The sequence below is a fragment of the Aeromonas sp. CU5 genome, from assembly GCF_002586745.1.
Lineage (GTDB): Bacteria > Pseudomonadota > Gammaproteobacteria > Enterobacterales > Aeromonadaceae > Aeromonas > Aeromonas sobria.
Genome location: NZ_CP023817.1, coordinates 2,304,186 through 2,323,546 on the forward strand (window position 1 = coordinate 2,304,186; position 19,361 = coordinate 2,323,546).

At 61.4% G+C, this 19,361-nt stretch carries 14 protein-coding genes; 5 read left to right on the top strand and 9 right to left on the bottom strand.

From position 1 onward, the window contains the following. Positions 1–18: 18 nt before the first annotated feature. The 3 genes from nifJ to CK911_RS10055 form a co-directional block, all read right to left on the bottom strand. Complete coding sequence (nifJ, locus tag CK911_RS10045) at positions 19–3,594, bottom strand: pyruvate:ferredoxin (flavodoxin) oxidoreductase (RefSeq protein WP_098969822.1); 3,576 nt, start codon at positions 3,592–3,594, stop codon at positions 19–21. Then, the gene (locus CK911_RS10050) at positions 3,591–5,237 is read right to left on the bottom strand and encodes an NAD(P)-binding protein (protein ID WP_098969823.1); all 1,647 of its coding nucleotides are present in this window, start codon (positions 5,235–5,237) and stop codon (positions 3,591–3,593) included. The genes nifJ and CK911_RS10050 overlap by 4 nt, the downstream gene beginning before the upstream one ends. A 176-nt stretch (positions 5,238–5,413) precedes the next feature. Further along, positions 5,414–6,166: an ABC transporter substrate-binding protein gene (locus CK911_RS10055; protein WP_068977561.1), complete on the bottom strand. Its 753-nt coding sequence runs from the start codon at positions 6,164–6,166 to the stop codon at positions 5,414–5,416. Positions 6,167–6,291: 125 nt separating this feature from the next. Between CK911_RS10055 and CK911_RS10060 the strand changes: the two genes are divergently transcribed. Together CK911_RS10060 and CK911_RS10065 are read left to right on the top strand one after the other, a co-directional pair. Beyond that, positions 6,292–8,094, top strand: coding sequence for an MOSC N-terminal beta barrel domain-containing protein (locus CK911_RS10060; protein WP_098969824.1), 1,803 nt, complete (start codon positions 6,292–6,294; stop codon positions 8,092–8,094). Positions 8,095–8,315: 221 nt separating this feature from the next. After that, positions 8,316–10,028, top strand: a complete 1,713-nt coding sequence (locus CK911_RS10065; protein ID WP_068977563.1) for a methyl-accepting chemotaxis protein — start codon at positions 8,316–8,318, stop codon at positions 10,026–10,028. Positions 10,029–10,112: 84 nt separating this feature from the next. Here CK911_RS10065 and htpX read toward each other — a convergent pair whose 3' ends face one another. The 5 genes from htpX to bioB form a co-directional block, all read right to left on the bottom strand. Next, positions 10,113–10,985: a protease HtpX gene (htpX, locus tag CK911_RS10070; protein ID WP_068977564.1), complete on the bottom strand. Its 873-nt coding sequence runs from the start codon at positions 10,983–10,985 to the stop codon at positions 10,113–10,115. Between the two features lie 104 nt (positions 10,986–11,089). After that, positions 11,090–11,767, bottom strand: coding sequence for a dethiobiotin synthase (bioD, locus tag CK911_RS10075; RefSeq protein WP_098969825.1), 678 nt, complete (start codon positions 11,765–11,767; stop codon positions 11,090–11,092). A 60-nt stretch (positions 11,768–11,827) separates the two neighbouring features. Beyond that, the gene (bioC, locus tag CK911_RS10080; protein WP_098969826.1) at positions 11,828–12,643 is read right to left on the bottom strand and encodes a malonyl-ACP O-methyltransferase BioC; all 816 of its coding nucleotides are present in this window, start codon (positions 12,641–12,643) and stop codon (positions 11,828–11,830) included. Next, positions 12,636–13,832, bottom strand: a complete 1,197-nt coding sequence (gene bioF / locus CK911_RS10085; protein ID WP_098969827.1) for an 8-amino-7-oxononanoate synthase — start codon at positions 13,830–13,832, stop codon at positions 12,636–12,638. The genes bioC and bioF overlap by 8 nt, the downstream gene beginning before the upstream one ends. Further along, positions 13,829–14,917: a biotin synthase BioB gene (bioB, locus tag CK911_RS10090; protein WP_098969828.1), complete on the bottom strand. Its 1,089-nt coding sequence runs from the start codon at positions 14,915–14,917 to the stop codon at positions 13,829–13,831. Before bioB ends, bioF begins: the two co-directional genes overlap by 4 nt. A gap of 192 nt (positions 14,918–15,109) precedes the next feature. Between bioB and bioA the strand changes: the two genes are divergently transcribed. Further along, entirely contained in the window at positions 15,110–16,384 is a 1,275-nt protein-coding gene (gene bioA / locus CK911_RS10095; protein ID WP_172953998.1) for an adenosylmethionine--8-amino-7-oxononanoate transaminase, read from the top strand. 176 nt (positions 16,385–16,560) lie between these two features. Continuing rightward, complete coding sequence (locus tag CK911_RS10100; protein ID WP_098969830.1) at positions 16,561–17,379, top strand: HAMP domain-containing protein; 819 nt, start codon at positions 16,561–16,563, stop codon at positions 17,377–17,379. Positions 17,380–17,383: 4 nt separating this feature from the next. Here the strand turns inward: CK911_RS10100 and CK911_RS10105 are convergent, their stop codons facing one another. Next, a complete protein-coding gene (locus CK911_RS10105; protein ID WP_098969831.1) occupies positions 17,384–17,746 on the bottom strand; it encodes a hypothetical protein in 363 nt (120 codons plus the stop codon). 180 nt (positions 17,747–17,926) lie between these two features. Here CK911_RS10105 and asnS point away from each other — a divergent pair, with 180 nt between their 5' ends. Then, positions 17,927–19,327, top strand: a complete 1,401-nt coding sequence (asnS, locus tag CK911_RS10110; RefSeq protein ID WP_098969832.1) for an asparagine--tRNA ligase — start codon at positions 17,927–17,929, stop codon at positions 19,325–19,327. Positions 19,328–19,361: the final 34 nt, after the last annotated feature.

Below are 19,361 nucleotides of genomic sequence, written 5' to 3' on the forward strand. Positions count from 1 at the left end.
GTAGAGTTAACCCCATTCTCACACCGGCGGATGGAAATGGCTGGCCTCGCGGGTAGCCATCTCCTCGTAAGTGGCCCACTTCTGCCACGCCACTTTTTGCGCCACCTGCATCAGTCGCTCAGCCTCCTCCGGATGGCTCTGGGCCAGCACCCGATAACGGGTCTCCTCTTGGCGGTATGTAGCAAGGGGAATGGAGGGGCGCAGGCTGTCGAGGCTGAAGGGGTTCTGCCCCGCGCTACGCAATACCGGGTTGTAGCGCATCAGCGGCCAGTGGCCCGAGTCCACCGCGCGTTTTTGCTGGGTCAGGCCAAACTCCATATCGATGCCATGAGCGATGCAGTGGCTGTAGGCGATGATCAGCGACGGCCCCGGATAGGCTTCGGCCTCACGCAAGGCTTGCAGCGCCTGCTGCGGATTGGCACCAAAGGCGATGCGGGCAACATAGACGTTGCCGTAGGAGATGGCCTGCAACGCCACATCCTTCTTGGCCAGCGTCTTGCCTCCCGCCGCGAACTTGGCGACGGCACCGAGCGGGGTCGATTTCGACATCTGGCCGCCGGTGTTGGAGTAGACCTCGGTATCCATCACCAGCACGTTCACATCGCGGCCGGAGGCGAGCACATGATCGAGCCCCGCCGAGCCGATGTCATAGGCCCAGCCATCGCCGCCGATGATCCAGACCGAGCGGCGCACCAACTGATCAATCAAGGAGAGCAGCTCGCGAGCCTTACCGGATTTCACCTCTTCCAGCCGCTCGCGCACTTGGGCCACCCGGCCCCGCTGGGCGCGGATATCCGACTCCAACCGCTGCGGGGCGTTGATCAGGGTATCGACCAATGCTTCCCCCAGCTCCCCCTTCATCGCCTGCAAGGCCGCCACCGCCTGACCGTGATGCTGATCGGCGGTGAGACGGAAGCCAAAGCCGAACTCGGCGTTGTCCTCGAACAATGAGTTGGACCAGGCGGGCCCCTTCCCTTCCGCGTTCTTGGCCCACGGCGTGGTCGGCAGGTTGCCGCCATAGATGGAGGAGCAACCGGTGGCGTTGGCCACCAGCATGCGATCGCCAAACAGCTGGGTCAGCAGCTTGAGATAAGGTGTCTCGCCACAACCGGCGCAGGCGCCGGAGAACTCGAACAGGGGTTCGAGGAACTGGGCACCGCGCACGGTGGAGAAGTCCACCCGCTCGCGGGCAGGCCAGGGCAGGCTCTCGAACCAGCGCAGCGCCTGTTTCTGGCCCGCCAGGTGCGGCGCCTTGTCCAGCATGGTAATGGCGCGCGTGCCTTCATGTTCCTCATCAGCCCCGACCCGTACCGGACAGGCCTGCACGCACTGGCCGCAGCCGGTGCAATCCTCCGGATAGAGCTGCAAGGTGTAGCGGCTGTCGGGGAAGCCCTTGGCGGTGACCGGCACCGACTGGGCCGCCTCGGGGGCGGTCGCCAGCCAGTCCTGATGGTAGAACTTGGCCCGCAGCGCCGCGTGGGGGCAGACAAAGACGCAGTTGCCGCACTGGATGCAGATATCGGAGTGCCAGATCGGGATCTCGCGGGCAATATCCCGCTTCTCGAAGCGGCTGGTGGCGGTGGGGTAAGTACCATCCACCGGCAGCATGGAGACAGGGATGAGATCGCCACGCCCCGCCAGCATCTCGCCGGTGACCCGCTGAACAAACTCGCTGCCGCCCGCTGCCAGTGGCAGCGGATAGTCGCTGATCTGCTCGTCCCCGGCCGGGATCACCACCTTGCTCAAGTGAACCAGGGTATCGTCCACCGCGGCAAAGTTGCGCGCCACCACCTCGGGCCCCTTGCGGGCATAGCTCTTCTCGATGCTCTCCTTGATCAGCGCAATCGCCTCATCCCGCGGCAACACCCCGGCCAGCGCGAAGAAGCAGGTCTGCATGATGGTGTTGATGCGATTGCCCATGCCATTTTGCTCAGCCACCCGATCCCCATCGATGCAGTAGAGCTGGATATTGAGGGCGCGAATGCGGGCGCGCAGCCGCTCGGGCAGCTGGCACCACACCTTGTCAGCCTCATAGGGGGCATTGAGCAGCAGGGTCGCCCCTTCGGCGGCGTGCTCCAGCAGATCCACCGATTCGACAAAGCCCCACTGGTGGCAGCCGATAAAGCTCGCCTGCTCGATAAGCCAGGGGGCGTCGATGGGCTCGGGGCCAAAGCGCAGGTGGGAGACGGTGCGCGAGCCCGACTTCTTGGAGTCGTAGACGAAGTAGCCCTGGGCGTGGAACCCCTCCAGCTCGCCGATGATCTTGATGCTGTTCTTGTTGGCGCCGACCGTGCCATCGGCACCAAGGCCGAAGAAGAGCGCACGCACCCGGCTGGCGGGCTCCAGATCGCCGATGGGGTGCCAGGCCAGACTGAGGCCCGATACGTCATCGACAATCCCCACGGTAAAGCGGGGGCGCGGCGCATCACAGGCCAGCTCCTCAAACACAGCCGCGCACATGGCGGGGGTGAACTCTTTCGAAGAGAGACCGTAGCGGCCGCCACTGAGCCACGGCAGCCGCTTGATAAGGCCGCGCTGCAAACCGTCGATCAGCGCGCTCTGCACATCCAGCAGCAGCGGCTCGCCACCGGCACCCGGCTCCTTAGTGCGATCCAGCACCGCCATGCGGCGCACGCTCGCGGGCAGCGCATCGAGCTGCGCCTGCACCGGGAAGGGGCGATAGAGACGAATGACCAGCACCCCGGTCTTGCGATCCTGCTGGTTGAGCCAATCCACGGTAGTGCGGGCAGTGGCCGCCCCCGAGCCCATCAGCACGATGACATCGGTGGCATCGGTTGCGCCGTGGTACTCCACCAGCTGGTAGTGACGGCCAGTCAGCTCGCCCAAGTTGTCCATGCACTGCTGTACCCGCGCTGGCACCGCTTCGTAGAAGGGGTTGACGCTCTCACGGGACTGGAAATAGGTGTCCGGGTTCTGGGCCGTGCCGCGCATCACCGGATGATCCGGGTTCAGCGCCCGGGCCCTGTGGGCACGCACCCAGTCGTTGTCGATAAGGGCGCGAATTTCATCCCGATGCAGCGCGACTATCTTGTTCACCTCATGGGAGGTACGAAAGCCGTCGAAGAAGTGGATAAAGGGCACCCGGCACTGCAGGGTGACGCTGTGGGCGACCAAGGCCAAGTCCTGCGCCTCCTGCACCGAGCCGGAAGCAAGCATGGCAAAGCCGGTGCTGCGCGCCGCCATCACGTCCTGATGGTCGCCAAAGATAGAGAGCCCCTGCGCCGCCAGCGAACGGGCCGCCACATGGAACACCGCCGCGGTCAATTCCCCGGCAATCTTGTACATGTTGGGCAGCATCAGCATCAGCCCCTGACTGGCGGTGAAGGTGGTGGCGAGCGCCCCCGCCTGCAGGGCGCCATGTACCGTACCGGCCGCCCCCCCTTCACTCTGCATCTCCACCACTGTGGGGATGTTGCCCCACAGGTTGGTCTGTTTCTCGTCCGCCCAGGCATCGGCCAGCTCGGCCATGGTTGAGGAGGGGGTGATGGGATAGATGGCACACACTTCGCTCAGCTGGTAGGCCACCCGGGCCGCGGCTTCGTTGCCGTCGACCATGATCAGTTCATGTTTCATTGGGACTCCTCCGGTTGGCGCAGCTCGATGGCGTGACAAGGGCACTGGTCATGGCAGGCACCGCAGCCGGTGCAGCGCGCCGCATCCACCCGATAGCCCTTGCCCGGCCCCAGCTTCTCGATGGCCTGCTCGGGACAACTGCCATAGCAGCCGTCGCATTCGAAGCAGTTGCCACAGGAGTAGCAGCGCGCCGCCTCGTAACGGGCGGCCACCTCATCCAGCCCGCCGATGATCTCGCCAAAGTCATCCCGCGCCCACGCCGGTTTGACCGGCTGACTGCTGGCCGGGGCGTGAGTCTGGAACCAGAGTTGCAACTGCTCCGGCCCCACCTGCGGGTAGGAGACCATCTTCTGATAGTGGCGACCGCGCAGCCAGGCATCCATATGGCGCGCCGCCTTCTTGCCGTGGCCGGTGGCGATGGTGACGGTGCGCTCGGAGGGCACCATGTCGCCACCGGCAAAGAGGCCGGACACATCTGTCATCAGGTTGCCCGCCACCTGCACCACCCCCTCCTTGTTGACCCGCACGCCGGGAATGCTCTCCAGCACGCTCAAATCAACCTCCTGACCCAGAGCCAGAATGAGGGAGTCTGCTTCGAGGGTTTCAAACTTGCCGGTGGGCACCGGCTTGCCCTCTGCATCCAGCGCCATCACCTCCACTTCGATGCTGGTGTTGTCGAGCTGGCGGATACTGCGCAGCCAGTTGATCTTGATCCCCTCCTCCTCGGCCTCAAGGGCTTCAAAGGCGTGGGCAGGCATATGGTCCCGATCGCGGCGGTAGATGATCATCGCCTCTTCAACACCGAGGCGACGGGCGGTACGGGCCGCATCCATGGCGGTATTGCCACCACCATAAATCGCTACCCGCCGTCCCAGTTTGGGGGGCGGCAAGCCCTGCTCTTCGGCCAGACTGGCCTGTTCGAGGAAGCTCACCGCATCGAGGATCTTGCCCGCTTCCCGCGCCGGAATATCGACCCGCTTGGCCAGATGGGCACCGATGGCCATAAAGACGGCGTCGAAGCCCCCCTCGTCGCGCTCGCGCAGCACATCTTCCACCTTGTGGTTGAGGGTCAGCGTCACCCCGGCAGCGACGATGCGGGCCACCTCCCGATCCAGCACATCGCGGGGCAAGCGATAAGCGGGAATGCCAAAACGCAGCATGCCGCCCGCCAGCGGCCCCGCTTCGCGGATCTCCACCTGATGGCCGAGCCGGTTGAGGTGCCAGGCGCAGGAGAGGCCGGAGGGCCCGGCGCCAATCACCAGCACCTTCTTGCCGCTGGCAGGAGCTGGCGGCGCTGGCTGCCAGCCACGGGCCAGCGCCTCGTCGCCGAGGAATCGCTCGATGGCGTGGATGGAGACGGATTCATCCACCTGACCGCGATTGCAGGCGCTCTCGCAGGGGTGATAGCAGACCCGGCCATGAATGGCGGGCAAGGGGTTCTCTTCGATCAGGGTCTGCCACGCCGCCTCAAAGCGACCGGCCTGCGCCAAAGAGAGCCAGGCCTGGATATTTTCTCCGGCCGGGCAGGCGTGATTGCAGGGTGGCAGGGCCGGCCGCCAAACGGGCAGCCGGGTACGCACCGGGCCTGTTCCCGTTTTCAGGGAGAGATCCGGTTGTGGGGTCATATCCAGTTGTTTGCTCATACATTGCTTTCTTCTTGTTGGGTAACAGGCCCACTCCGATAGCACTTGATACCGTGTCGCCGAAGCGGACGGTGGCCAGAGAGGGAAGAAGCGAAAGCGTTAGAAACTGGGAACTAAGTCGATAGTGGCGGCTTTTTTGTACTGATTAGCGAATCAGGATCAAAAAATGTTGCACTTTATGGTTCATAGAGACCAGAACGTGACTCAAGTAACATCTTATCCAGCTGACCGCTGGCTTTCAGTTTGGCGAGCCCCCGATTGAACGTTTTGATCAGCTCGTCAGCGTTGGCGCGCTTGCGGCTGATCAGCAGGTGACCTTCGACTTTCATCACGGGTTTTGAATGGGTTGCGAAGAGATCGACCGTGCTGGCCGGGTAGAACTGACGCAGGGAGTAGTAGCCGACATCGATGTTCTCAAGCGTCAGGTCGGCGCGACCGGAGAGCAGCAGATCGAAGCTCTGGCGCAGCCGGGTGACGAACTGTACCTGTAGTGGCACCTGCGTGATGGCTGCAAAAAAATCTGCATTGTAGGTATAGCCACTGACCGCAGCCAGCTTGCGATCCGCCAGATCCCGATAGCCTTTCCATTCAAGCGGATCTGACTTGAGATAGAACCAGACGTAGGTTTCGCTCAGGATGGGATCGCTGTAGAGATGGGTTTTGCGCCGCTCGCTCGACTCATACCAGTGGACTGTGCCATCCACCACTCCCTCCTCCGACAAGCGAAAGGCTCGCTTCCAGGGCAGAAACTGGAACTTGACGCTCACCCCTTCACTCTTGAACGCCTCGCTCACCACATGGGGGATAAGCCCCTGATATTTCAGCGTCTCGGAGCAGTAAGGCGGATACTCTCCCGTGGTCAGGGTCAGCTCCTGCGCCCAGAGCCCGTGGCAAAAAAGGCTCCCCGCCAGCAACCAGCTTATTTTCATCCCGATGCCCTCTTGTTCTGTTTTCCCAACTATAGACCGCCCCCCTGAAAGGATTGCCGGATCGCCAGGGAACCGTTATGTTCCCCTTTTTCCAGGCGAACGCGCCGCGTCACAAGGATACGAAGATGCCCAGGCTAGACAGCATTCACCTCTACCCCATCAAATCGACTGCAGGCATGCCGCTGGCTCGCGCCCGGGTGACCGAAGAAGGGCTCGCCGGGGATCGCCGCTACATGGTGGTCAAACCGGACGGCACCTTTATCACCGCCCGTACCCATCCCCAACTGCAACAGGTCGTTGCCACCCCCATCGAAGGGGGCTTGCAACTGCGCTATCCGGGCTTTGAACCGCTCACCCTGCAAGAGGTCGACTTCAGCCGCGCCCCGCAGGCCACCGGGGTCTGGAGCGACCGCTTCACCGCCCTGCATACCGACCCAAAAGCCGATGGGTGGCTAAGCCGGGTGGCTGGGGAAGCGGTGCAACTGCTCTGGCTGGGTGAAACCTCTGATCGTTTTCGCGAAAAGACCGGCACCCGGGTCAGCTTTGCCGACGGTTATCCGCTGCTGCTGATAAGCCAGGCCTCCCTGGAGGATCTCAATCTGCGCTCCGATGCCCTGCACCAGATGAGCCAGTTCCGCACCAATCTGGTGGCAAGCAATACCCTGCCCTTCGAGGAGGACAGCTGGGTGCGTATCCGCATCGGCGAGGTGGAATTCAAGGTGGTCAAGCCCTGCAGCCGCTGCATCATGACCACGGTGGAAGCGGGCACCGATCGTTTCAACGCCCTGAAAGAGCCGCTGGCCACCCTCACCCGCTACCGCCGTGGCGAGGATGGCGAGGTCTACTTCGGCCAGAATCTGGTGGCGCTGAACGAGGGGTGGATTGAAGCGGGCAGCGAGATCGAGGTGCTGGAGCGCACCCGTCCGGTGGTCTATCCCGCCGCCGCACCGAAAAAGCGGGAGCTGGTCTGCGTGGCCCGCGAACCGCTGGCGCGAGATCTGGAGACCTTCTGGTTCGAGGCGGCCGATGGCGAGCCGCTGCCTGACTACCTGCCGGGCCAGCATCTGCCCATCAGCCTTGATATCAAAAACGAGCGGATTCAACGGCGCTATACCCTGAGCTCCACGCCGGATCACCCGGAGCGTGACAGCATCAGCGTCAAGAAGGTGGGAGGTGGCCGCATCTCCCACTGGCTGCACCAACAGTTGCAGGTGGGCGACCGGCTGCTGGCAGCTAATCCCGCAGGCGAGTTTCACTTGGGCCGCGAGCGCAATCTCCTGTTGCTCTCCGCAGGCTCCGGCGTCACCCCCATGCTGGCGATTGCCCGCACCCTGGCGCTGCGCGGGGAGCTGGGGGATGTTCACTTTATGCACCTGTGCCGCAGCGAAGCGGACATTCCGGCCGCCAACGAGCTGCACGCCATGGCGCAGCAAGGGATGACCCTGACCATTATTCTGAGCCAGCCAGACAGCCACTGGCAGGGGCTGCAAGGGCGACTCAATGATGAGCATCTGCGACTGGTCAAAGGGCTGGCCGAAAAAGAGGTCTTTATCTGCGGCCCCCACGGCTTTATGGCCGATGCCGCAGCCAGAGTCGCAGCCCTCGGCGTCCCGGCTGCACGGATCAAACAGGAGAGTTTTGGCGGCGCCATTCTCTCGGTGGCCCGCCCCCATCAGGCGGTGCAACTCAAGATCGGGGAGCAGGCATTCACCGGCAACAATCAGGGTACCGTGCTGGATCAGGCCAACAAGCAGGGGGTTGAGCTGCCCTGGAGCTGCCGCGCCGGGATCTGCGGCAGTTGCAAGCAGACGCTGGTCTCGGGCGAGGTGGATCATCCCGATGCCCCCGCCATCACCGCCGCCGAGCGGGCCGAGGGCAAGATCCTCACCTGCTGCGCCGTGCCGCTCACCGACCTTGAGATCTTATGATCTGGTGATCGGGCCGCGTTAACTCACGTCAACTCAGATGGCCGGGGAATTGACCCCGGTCATTTTTTTGTCACCTTGTTCGATACGAGCCCTTCCTTTCGTCCTCCCCCACCCGCAAGAGCGCGTTTCCTTCCTATACTCTCAGGGCAAAAAGCCTTGCCAGACATTGACTTGGCGATGCTCCATACGACACTCCCCCATAGGGAAAGGACGCCCACACCATGGAACAGAACAAGCCCGCCTTTCAGCTCAACCTGCTGCTATCCGTCATCACCCTGATCCTGCTATCACTGGTGTTTTTCGCCTACAGCTGGGCGGGGAAACAGCTGGAAGAGAGCTATCGGCAACAATATGTCTCCTACCTGCTGGCCGATGAGCTGCGCCAATCCTCCGATGATCTGACCCGACTCGGGCGCACCTACGTCATCACCAAGGATCCCGCCTACGAGCAGCAGTACATGCGGATCCTGGCCATTCGCAACGGTGAGCAAGCCAGACCGGATGGCTACAACCGTATCTATTGGGACTTCGTCGCCGCCAACGGTCAGAATCCCCGCCCCGACAGCAATGTTCGTCGTGGCCTTATCGACCTGATGAAAGATGCCGGTTTTACCGAAGGGGAGCTCGCCAAGCTCAACGAGGCCAAAAACAACTCGGATGCGCTGGTCAACACCGAGGTCGCTGCCTTCAAACTGGTGCAGCAGACCGATGGCGACCCGATCGCCAACCAGCAAAAGGCCATCGCCATGATGCATGACAAGGCCTATCACCAGAACAAGGGGCGCATCATGTCCCCCATTGATGACTTCTACGTGATGATGGAGGCGCGTAATCAGGAGGCGGTCGAGAGCGCCATGACCAATACCGACATGCTGCGCTATCTGTTTATCGCCCTCGGCCTGGTGTTGATGTTTTTCCTCTGGCGTACTTATCGCTCCCTGCTCGATCTGGTGGGGACTTCCGTCGAACAACTCAAAACCGATCTCCATCTGCTCGCCATGGGGGACTTCTCACTGCCTATCAAGGTGCCACAAGGCTCGAAAGAGAGTCTGATCGGCCTGCTCGGTGGCATGCAGAGCACCCTCAAAGGGATCATCGCCAAGGTTTCCCACTCCACCGAAGAGTTGTCCGACTCTGCCGACAGCATCGCCCAGATCGCCGAACAGACCGCGCTGTTTGCCACCTCCCAGCAGAGCAGTACCCAGACCATGGCCGCCGCCATCGAGGAGCTGGTGGTGAGCATCAGCCACCTCTCCGACAACGCGACCCATGCTGACGAGCTGAGCAAGGTCTCTGCCAATACCCTGGAGGAGGGTTCCGGGGTTATCAAGGAGACCCTGGACAGCATCGAAAATATCTCCACCACCGTGGGCGAAGCAGCCAGCACCATCTCCGAGCTCAACGGTCATACCCAGCAGATTTCGGAGATCATCGGGGTGATCCGCAGTATCGCCGATCAGACCAACCTGTTGGCCCTCAACGCCGCCATCGAGGCAGCGCGGGCAGGGGAGCAAGGCCGTGGCTTTGCGGTGGTCGCCGACGAGGTGCGCAATCTGGCCAGCCGCTCTGCGGCCTCCACCCAGCAGATCACCGGGATGATCAGCAAGATCCAGAGCGGGGCCGATGCCTCCATCCGCAGCATGGAAACCACAGTCAACAACGTCTCCCGCGGGGTCAGTCTGGCCAACCAGACCGGTGAGGCGATTTCAAGCATCCGCAGTCACGCCTCTAACCTGACCGGCCTGATGGGGGAGATCAGCCACACCCTGCGCGAACAATCTACCGCCGCCAACGAAGTGGTCTCCACCGTCGGCAACATTACCTCCCTCTCGGAGCAGTCGGGGGATGCCGCCCGCCATGTGTCGCAAGAGGCATCCAAGCTCAAACAGCTGTCACGCATGCTGCGCCAGGAGATGAGCCACTTCAAACTTTAAAAAACGCGACAAAGCAAAACGGCTGCCCCAAGGCAGCCGTTTCTTTATTCGGGGTTATCCCCTGCCATCCACATCCAGCATCAATCAACCACGCAGGGCGGCGATACGTTGCTCGATGGGCGGGTGGCTCATGAACAGCTCGCTCATGGAGCGCTTGCCGTTGATGCCAAAGGCCATCATGGAGCCTTCCAGCTGCGGCTCTGCACCGCGGGAAAGACGCTCAAGGGCGGCAATCATTTTGTCGCGACCCGCCAGCTTGGCGGCACCGGCATCGGCACGGAACTCGCGCTGACGGCTGAACCACATGACGATCATGGAGGCCAGTACGCCAAACAGCATCTCCAGCACGAATACGGTGATCATGTAGGCAAAGCCGCCGCTGCTGCTGCTCTCTTCACTGTTGTTGGAGCTGAAGAAGTTGCTGATAATACCCGCCACGATGCGAGCGAAGAACATCACGAAGGTGTTCACCACCCCTTGCACCAGGGTCAGGGTCACCATGTCGCCGTTGGCTACGTGGCTCACTTCGTGGGCCAGCACCGCTTCCGCTTCGTCACGGCTCATGCTGTAGAGCAGGCCGGAAGATACGGCGACCAGCGAATCATCGCGGCGGGCACCGGTCGCAAAGGCGTTCATCTCGGGAGAGTCGTAGATCCCCACTTCCGGCATCTTGATACCCGCTTCACGAGCCTGACGGGCCACAGTGCTCACCAGCCAGTGCTCGGTCTCGTTACGGGGTTGCTCGATGACCTGGACACCGTAGCTGCGCTTGGCCATCCACTTGGACATCAACAAGGAGATAAAGGAACCCCCAAAACCGAACACGGCACAAAACATCAACAGGCCGGTAATGCTGGACTTGTTGATACCCAGAACCGAGAACAGGATATTGAGTACCACCCCCAGCACCAGCATGACGGCCAGGTTGGTCACCAGGAATAGCATAATTCGCTTCATATAGACTCCTTGTGAAAAATAGGACATGACAGCCGGTCATCCACCTGTTCATGTTAATGGTGGCCATTCTAGATGGATTCGATGAATGTTCGCTGAATGTGCCGTTAAAGTAGCGGAGATATATCGATACGCCCCTGCAAATCGGCCTCAAGCGGATTGTTTATAAACGGAATTTCCCCCAGAAAGGGAGCAGGCAGCAAGCTTCTGAGGGTGTCCAGATTTTCCTGATAATGGCTCATGGAACCATGGAGCCGATTAATTACCCAGCCCGCCACCGGCAGTTGATCATTACGAATGGCGGCAAAGGTGAGCAATGCATGATTTAGGCAGCCCAGCTTGGCCCCCACCACCATGATCACCGCCATGTTTTCCTGTTTTACCCAATCCGATAACAGGTGTTTGCGATCGAGCGGCAGATACCAGCCCCCCGCCCCTTCCACCACCGTCAATTCGGCCCCCGCCTGCTCAATCTTGCGCAACCCCTCGCTCAAGCCCTGCATGGTGATGGGCTGGCGCGCCTCGCTGGCGGCGATGTGGGGTGCAATCGGCGACTCGTAGGCAAAGGGATTGACCACTTCATAGGGCAGTTGCAGGCTCGCCGCCTCTTGCAGCAACACCGCATCGAGATTGCGCAGCCCGTCCGGGGTGCGGGCACATCCCGCAGAAACCGGCTTGTAGCCAGCACAGTTGATCCCCTGTGCGCTGAATTCTCGCAGCAGGGTGCGCGCCACCAGCGTCTTGCCCACATCGGTATCGGTGCCGGTGATAAAGAATGATTTCATACGATTATCTCCTTGGCAGGGCGCCGTTGACTGCCCTGCAGATATTGCCATTCCCGACGGTCAGCAAGGCTTGCTGAGCTGGCCAAGACACACCCGATAACTCGCCAGCAACCGACCATCAGGCTGGCGAAACACTTCATACGCCTGTGCCAGCTGCTGCAATCTGGCGCGACCGCTCAGCCCGGACGGTGCGGCATTGTGCTGATTGTCGTTGACCTGATTAGCCCCGATCCCCTTGAGATCGCGCAACAGCTGCGGCAATGCCTGATAGGCGAGATCCCAGGTGATACAACGCAGCTCGGGAGCAGATACTCCGGCGGTGGCCAGCGCCTGCTCCAATTGTGGCAGGCTGAGGAAGCGATTGACATGGGCTCGACCATCCAGCTGCTGCCAGGCGGCTCGCAACTGCCAGAGCGACTCATCGAGCAGGGTCGAGAAAAAGATCTGGCCGCCCGGTTTGACCACCCGCAGCAGCTCGCCAAAGGCGTGGGCCGGACGCTCGCACCACTGCAGCGCCAAACTGGAGAAGACCCAGTCGAACGCGTTATCGGCAAAAGGGAGCTGCTCCGCATCGCCGCAGAGCAGGCGAGCGCCGCTGCCGCGCAAGGCGGCCTGCGCCAGCATACCGGGAGCAAGATCCAGCCCCACCAGCTGGTGACATAGGTTCGCCAACTGAGGCAAGAAGAAGCCGGTGCCGCAGCCCAGATCCAGCCCGTTGACCGTCAGATCAGCGCCAACCGGCCTGTCCGGCATCAATTCCAGCAGCGCCTGACCCACCTCCTGCTGAAAATGGGCGTGGGCATCGTAATGACGAGCGGCGGCGCCGAAACGGCGGGCGAGCTGCGCCTTGTCCACCAACTGGAAGCGTTCAGCCATGGCGAACCTCCCCAACCATTGTCGCTGTGGGGCAGACCCCCAAGGCATCGAGCAGACGATCCACATCCTGCTCGCGATGAGCCGCGCTCAAGGTAATACGCAGCCGTGCCGTACCGACCGGCACCGTGGGCGGGCGGATGGCGCTCACCCAGACGCCGCATTCGCGCAGCCGTTCAGCCAGTTGCAGGGCAGCACTGCTCTCCCCCACCAGCAGCGGCTGGATGGGGGTATTGCTCGCACCAAGTTGCCAACCCTGCGCCTTTGCCCCTTGACGGAAGCGAGCGATCAGCTGGCCAAGATGGGCGCGAGAGTCATCAGCTGCGCGCACCAGTTCGATGCTCTTGCTGACGGCGCAAGCCTGCGCGGCAGGCATATGGGTGCTGTAGACATAGTGACGGGCGAAGTTGACCAGATACTCCACCAGCTCGCGGCTGCCGCCAACAAAGGCCCCAGCGACGCCGAGCGCCTTGCCAAAAGTGCCCATCTGGATATGCACGCTAGCCGGTTCCACCCCTTGCGCCGCCAGAGTGCCGCGCCCCTCGGGCCCCAGCACGCCGAGGCCGTGGGCATCGTCGATCATCAGCCAGTTGCCGCTCTGGGCGGCGAGTGTTGCGAGCTCGCGCCAGGGGGCCTGATCCCCATCCATGCTGAACACCCCTTCCGAGACAATCAGCCCGTGATTTGGCTCAAGCAGCCGTTCAAGGGCCGCCATATCGTTATGGCCAAAGCGCTTCATCTTGCAGGGCAGCTGGCTGCCCATCTCCTGCAAGGAGGCGTGGTTGAGTTTGTCCTGCCACAACAGATGCTCTTTGCCGAGCAGGGCTTTGAGCACCGCCTGATTGGCCGAAAAACCGCAATTGAACAGCAGCACCGCCTCCACCCCGAGCCACTCGGCCAGGCTCTCTTCCAACTGCTGGTGAGCGCGGCTGTAACCGGTCACCAGCGGCGAGGCGCCAGAGCCCGTGCCATAGCAGTCAATCCCCGCTTTGAAGGCAGCCTTGATGGCGGGATGATCCGCCAGCCCCAGATAGTCATTGGCGGAAAAGTTGAGATAGTCGCGCCCGGCGACCTGCAACCGCCCTGCCACACTACCTTGCGTCGCGATGCGGCAACGCAGCAGATTGGCCTGCTCACGCCCGGCCAACGCAGCGCCCAATGCAAAGGGGCCCGTGACTGCAGGGCCAGTCATGACCGTAAGGCCCCTGCACGGGGACGGGTGGCGTCATAAAAGAGATCGCTTGGTTCGCTCTGGCGGCTCACCTCGGCCAGCAAATCTTCTTCTTGTACCTGATCCGGCTTCTGGGCGCGCTGGGCGGGGCGAATGCCGAGTCGCTTGAACAGCTGCATATCGCTGTTCTCGTCCGGATTGGGGGTAGTCAGCAACTTGCAGCCGTAGAAGATGGAGTTGGCTCCCGCCATAAAGCACATCGCCTGCATCTGCTCGTTCATCTTCTCCCGCCCGGCAGAGAGGCGCACATGGGAGGCGGGCATCATGATCCGCGCTACCGCGATAGTGCGGATAAATTCGAACGGGTCGAGGTTCTCTTCGTTCTCCAGCGGCGTCCCCTTCACCTTGACCAGCATGTTGATGGGCACGCTTTCGGGGTGACGGGGCAGGTTGGCCAGCGCCATCAACAGGCCCGCCCGATCTTTGGCCTGCTCCCCCATGCCGACGATGCCGCCGGAGCAGACCTTCATGCCCGCGCCGCGCACATGCTCCAGGGTATCGAGCCGATCCTGATAGGTGCGGGTGGAGATGATCTCGCCATAAAACTCCGGCGAGGTATCGAGGTTGTGGTTGTAGTAATCGAGCCCCGCAGCGCCCAGACGGGCAGCCTGATCGGCGGTGAGCATCCCCAAGGTCATGCAGGTCTCCATCCCCAGCCCGCGCACCTCCTCAATCATCCGGATGACGTAAGGCATGTCTTTCTCTTTGGGGTTGCGCCAGGCGGCCCCCATGCAGAAACGGGACGAGCCGTTGGCCTTGGCCTCGCGGGCCCGCTCCAGCACCTTCTCCACCTCCATCAGCCGCTCGGCTTCGAGCCCGGTGTGATAGCGAGCACTCTGGGGGCAGTATTTGCAATCTTCCGGGCAGGCGCCGGTCTTGATGGAAAGCAAAGTGCTCACCTGCACCTCGTTGGGGTCGAAATGAGCGCGGTGGACGGTCTGGGCCGCAAACAGCAGATCGTTGAATGGCAGGGCAAACAGGGCCTGAACCTCAGCGAGGGTCCAGTCATGACGAAGGGCGTGACCGCCCGCGGTGAGAGCATTCATACATGGCTTCCGGTTGTTATTAGTGGGATCCTGCGCCCGCATCACGCGATGGCCAGCCACAAAACCCGCCGCCGGGCCCGCGCGATCAGGGTGATGCGCCGCGCCAAGTGGCTGAAATTGTTGGCTAGTGTAAAGAGCACGCGTAGACTGTCAACACCGACCAGATCAAATCAATTGACAACAGAACAACAAATGACCAATCAAGAATTCGACCTGCACCACATCTGGCACCCCTATACCTCCCTCACTCACCCCCTGCCCTGCTATGAAGTGGCCAGCGCCAAAGGGGTGACCCTTACCCTCAGCGATGGCCGTGAACTGGTGGATGGCATGAGCTCCTGGTGGGCTTGCGTGCACGGCTATCAGGTGCCGGAACTGGACGCCGCCGCCACCGCCCAGCTCGGCAAGATGTCCCACGTAATGTTTGGCGGCCTGACCCACGCTCCGGCGGTCGAGCTGTGCCGCAAACTGGTCGAGATCACGCCAGCTAAGCTGGATCGGGTATTTCTGGCCGATTCCGGCTCGGTGGCGGTGGAAGTGGCGCTCAAGATGGCCCAGCAGTACTGGCACAGCAAGGGCACCCCAAAAGCCAAATTTGTCACCCTGCGCGGCGGTTATCACGGCGACACCTTCGGCGCCATGAGCGTCTGTGACCCCGATGGCGGCATGCATGAGCTCTACAAGGGATTCCTGCCAGAGCACTACTTTGTCGAAGCCCCCAGCTGCCGCTTCCACGCAGAGTGGGACGAGCAGTGCGTGGTGGAGCTGGCAACGCTGGTGGCCGATCATCACCAAGAGATTGCCGCCCTCATCCTCGAACCCATAGTGCAGGGGGCGGGCGGTATGCGCTTCTATCACCCCCGCTACCTGCAGTGGGTACGCGCCCTGTGCGATGAGTTCGGCGTATTACTGATTGCTGATGAGATTGCCACCGGCTTTGGCCGTACCGGCCAGCTGTTTGCCTGTGACTGGGCGGGGATCAGCCCCGACATCATGTGCCTCGGCAAGGCGCTCACCGGCGGTTATCTCACCCTATCGGCGACCCTGACCACCGAACACGTAGCCCGCACCATCGGTGACGGCAAGGCAGGGGTCTTTATGCACGGCCCTACTTTTATGGGCAACCCGCTCGCCTGCGCGGTGGCCAACGCCTCCATCGATCTGCTGCTGGCTTCCCCGTGGCAGGAGAGAGTGCGCGCTATCGAGCATCAACTGCGTACCGAGCTGGTGGAACTGACCCTCAACCCGGCGGTAGCAGACGTGCGGGTACTCGGCGCCATCGGGGTGGTGGAGATGAAAGAGCGGGTGGATGTGGCGCGCATTCAGCGCAAGTTTGTCGAGTTGGGAGCCTGGATCCGCCCGTTTGGCAAGCTGGTCTACCTGATGCCCCCCTTCGTCATCACCACCGAGGAGCTGCGGGTATTGACCGGCGCCATCAGTCAGGCCATCGCCGAGGGCGAGTTTTAAGGCAAGCGGCGGGCGGCCATTGCAGCCGCCCGTTTCACTACCCACATTTGATATATAAAGAGGGCAACTTTATCTACTTCAGTGCGGTTTCACTTGCCGTAATGTGAGCAAAACACCAGACCTGAGGCACCAAGAGGGGTAAACTGCTGCGGTTTTACCATCAAGAAAGATTGCTCATGCGCCTCTCCATTGCTGCCAAAATCAACTTTTTCCTGCTCTTCATCTTCTCCATGGTACTGGTCTTCTCCGCAGCCTATCAGGCGGTGCGCGAGCGTGATCTCATCCTGACCCTCATGAAGGAGCAGAGTCGCGAGCAGACCGATGCCTATTTCGATGGCCTCAATATGCTGATGCTGACCGGCAAGATGGAAGCCCGCGATACCCTGCGCGCCAAGTTTCTCGACCACGCCCATGTGGAAGATGCCCGCATCGTGCGCGGTGATGCGGTCAACAAGCAGTACGGACCAGCACGGGCGACCGAACAGGCCAAGGATGAATATGATCGACTGGCGTTAGCGGGAACAGGCAGTATGGCGGTGGTGTATGACGATATGCATAGCCGGCTGGTAGTGACCCGACCGCTGCTGGCTAAAAAAGATCTTCGTGGCACCGACTGCACCAGCTGCCATCTGGTACCGGAAAACACAGTGCTGGGTGCGGTGCGCTTTGACTACTCCCTCGATTCGCTGTTTACCCGGGTTGAGCAGAACATCCTCACCTCGGCACTCATTCTCACCGCCATCTTCGGGCTGGGACTGCTGCTGACCCTGTGGGTCATCCGCACCTGGATAGTTCGCCCGCTCAATCACCTGACCCGTTCCATCGAGGAGGCCACCGATCTGCACGACTTTGACCACCGGCTGGAAGGAGATGACGACGATGAGATAGGGCGGGTGGCCCTCGCCTACAACCAGATGCTCGACAGCGTGGCGCGTCAGCTGGGCAAGCCCCCCAGGCCTGCGGACAAGCACCCAAAAGAGCCTCTGAACAAGTAATCGATCAGGGGACGTAGTAAAAAAGCAGGCTGGCAATCAGGATCAGCAACAGGATGGCCAGATTGACGTGCATCGAATCCTCTTTGCGCCGGCTGCGCTGCCGCTCCAGCAGTAACACCGTCAGCGTCAGCCCGCAGCTCCCCCAAAGCCAATAGAGTAACCAGGGGGTCAACGCAGGATCCCAATAATCGCGCACCGCGATCCCGCCATAGACCAGAAAACCGTAGGCAATTTCGGGACGGGCATAGTGGTAAAGGGAGAGCAGCACAATAAAGCCGCCCCAGCAGAGCACCACCAGCCACTGCAATGCCTTCGTCAGCCAATCAGGTCCATGCCGCCTATCTTTCACACACAGCTCCTTTGCCATGACACCCGGGTTGCGCCAACCATGCTGAAAACCCCACCAGAGTCCGACATTTTTGCTTGTTTATCAAACCCGCGCGGGTAAGATTGACGGCTTAGTCTGCCATGATGGGCCAATGAATGCCCGGCCAGACCCCTAGTGTTGCAAATAGCGCTGCAAGAACAAGCTGGAGACAATATTTCGATGACGCACGCATCCGTAGTAGATGTGCTGACCGGTAAATATGCGGTTGGCACCACCCAAACTGTAAAAGGGTGGATCCGGACTCGCCGTGATTCCAAGGCGGGGATCTCATTTTTGGCCGTATCCGATGGCTCCTGTTTCCATCCGGTACAGGCGGTTGTTCCCAATACCCTGGCCAATTACGAGAATGAAGTGCTGCGTCTGACCACTGCCTGCTCCGTGGAAGTGACCGGCGTGGTTGCCGCCTCTCAGGGCAGCGGCCAGGCTTTTGAACTGCAAGCCACCGACGTGAAGGTTGTCGGCTGGGTCGAAGATCCGGACACCTACCCGATGGCAGCCAAGCGTCACAGCATCGAGTACCTGCGTGAACAGGCTCACCTGCGCCCGCGCACCAACATCGTTGGCGCCGTGACCCGGGTACGCAACAGCCTGGCCCAAGCCATCCACCGCTTCTTCCATGAAGAGGGCTATCTGTGGATTGCGGCCCCGCTCATCACCTCCTCTGACACCGAAGGTGCTGGCGAGATGTTCCGCGTCTCCACCCTGGACATGGAAAACCTGCCGCGCACCGACGCTGGCAAAATCGATTACGACAAGGACTTCTTCGGCAAGGAGACCTTCCTGACCGTATCTGGCCAGCTGAACGTCGAAACCTATGCCTGTGCCCTCTCCAAGGTCTATACCTTCGGGCCCACCTTCCGCGCCGAAAACTCCAACACCAGCCGTCACCTGGCTGAGTTCTGGATGGTAGAGCCGGAAATTGCCTTCGCCAACCTGGACGACAACGCCGCCCTGGCCGAAGCCATGCTCAAATACGTCTTCAACGCCGTACTGGCAGAGCGTCGCGACGATCTGGAGTTCTTCGCCCAGCACGTGGACAAGGATGCCATCGGTCGTCTGGAGCGTTTCGTCTCCTCCGACTTCGCCCAAATCGACTACACCGATGCCATCGAAGTACTGAAGAACTGTGGCAAGAAGTTCGAGTTCCCGGTCTCCTGGGGTATCGATCTCTCCTCCGAGCACGAGCGCTATCTGGCCGAAGAGCACTTCAAGTCTCCAGTGGTGGTGAAGAACTACCCGAAAGATATCAAGGCCTTCTATATGCGCCTCAACGACGACGGCAAAACCGTTGCCGCCATGGACGTACTGGCACCGGGGATCGGCGAGATCATCGGTGGTGCCCAGCGTGAGGAGCGCCTTGAGGTGCTGGATGCCCGCATGGCCGAGATGGGCCTGAACAAGGAAGATTACTGGTGGTACCGCGACCTGCGTCGCTTCGGTACCGTACCCCACGCCGGTTTCGGTCTGGGCTTCGAGCGTCTGGTGGTCTATGTGACCGGCATGGGCAACGTCCGCGACGTGATCCCGTTCCCGCGCACACCGCGTACCGCCGAGTTCTGATCAGCGGCATCTTGCCACTGCATCATAAAAGCCG

What these genes read in the sequence shown, in the direction of transcription:
- CK911_RS10050 (WP_098969823.1), bottom strand. Translation starts at nt 5,237, where the DNA reads ATGAGCAAACAACTGGATATGACCCCACAACCGGATCTCTCCCTGAAA.
- bioA (WP_172953998.1), top strand. Translation starts at nt 15,110, where the DNA reads ATGACCAATCAAGAATTCGACCTGCACCACATCTGGCACCCCTATACC.
- CK911_RS10105 (WP_098969831.1), bottom strand. Translation starts at nt 17,746, where the DNA reads ATGGCAAAGGAGCTGTGTGTGAAAGATAGGCGGCATGGACCTGATTGG.
- CK911_RS10060 (WP_098969824.1), top strand. Translation starts at nt 6,292, where the DNA reads ATGCCCAGGCTAGACAGCATTCACCTCTACCCCATCAAATCGACTGCA.
- CK911_RS10065 (WP_068977563.1), top strand. Translation starts at nt 8,316, where the DNA reads ATGGAACAGAACAAGCCCGCCTTTCAGCTCAACCTGCTGCTATCCGTC.
- CK911_RS10100 (WP_098969830.1), top strand. Translation starts at nt 16,561, where the DNA reads ATGCGCCTCTCCATTGCTGCCAAAATCAACTTTTTCCTGCTCTTCATC.
- htpX (WP_068977564.1), bottom strand. Translation starts at nt 10,985, where the DNA reads ATGAAGCGAATTATGCTATTCCTGGTGACCAACCTGGCCGTCATGCTG.
- nifJ (WP_098969822.1), bottom strand. Translation starts at nt 3,594, where the DNA reads ATGAAACATGAACTGATCATGGTCGACGGCAACGAAGCCGCGGCCCGG.
- bioF (WP_098969827.1), bottom strand. Translation starts at nt 13,832, where the DNA reads ATGACTGGCCCTGCAGTCACGGGCCCCTTTGCATTGGGCGCTGCGTTG.
- bioB (WP_098969828.1), bottom strand. Translation starts at nt 14,917, where the DNA reads ATGAATGCTCTCACCGCGGGCGGTCACGCCCTTCGTCATGACTGGACC.
- asnS (WP_098969832.1), top strand. Translation starts at nt 17,927, where the DNA reads ATGACGCACGCATCCGTAGTAGATGTGCTGACCGGTAAATATGCGGTT.
- bioD (WP_098969825.1), bottom strand. Translation starts at nt 11,767, where the DNA reads ATGAAATCATTCTTTATCACCGGCACCGATACCGATGTGGGCAAGACG.
- CK911_RS10055 (WP_068977561.1), bottom strand. Translation starts at nt 6,166, where the DNA reads ATGAAAATAAGCTGGTTGCTGGCGGGGAGCCTTTTTTGCCACGGGCTC.
- bioC (WP_098969826.1), bottom strand. Translation starts at nt 12,643, where the DNA reads ATGGCTGAACGCTTCCAGTTGGTGGACAAGGCGCAGCTCGCCCGCCGT.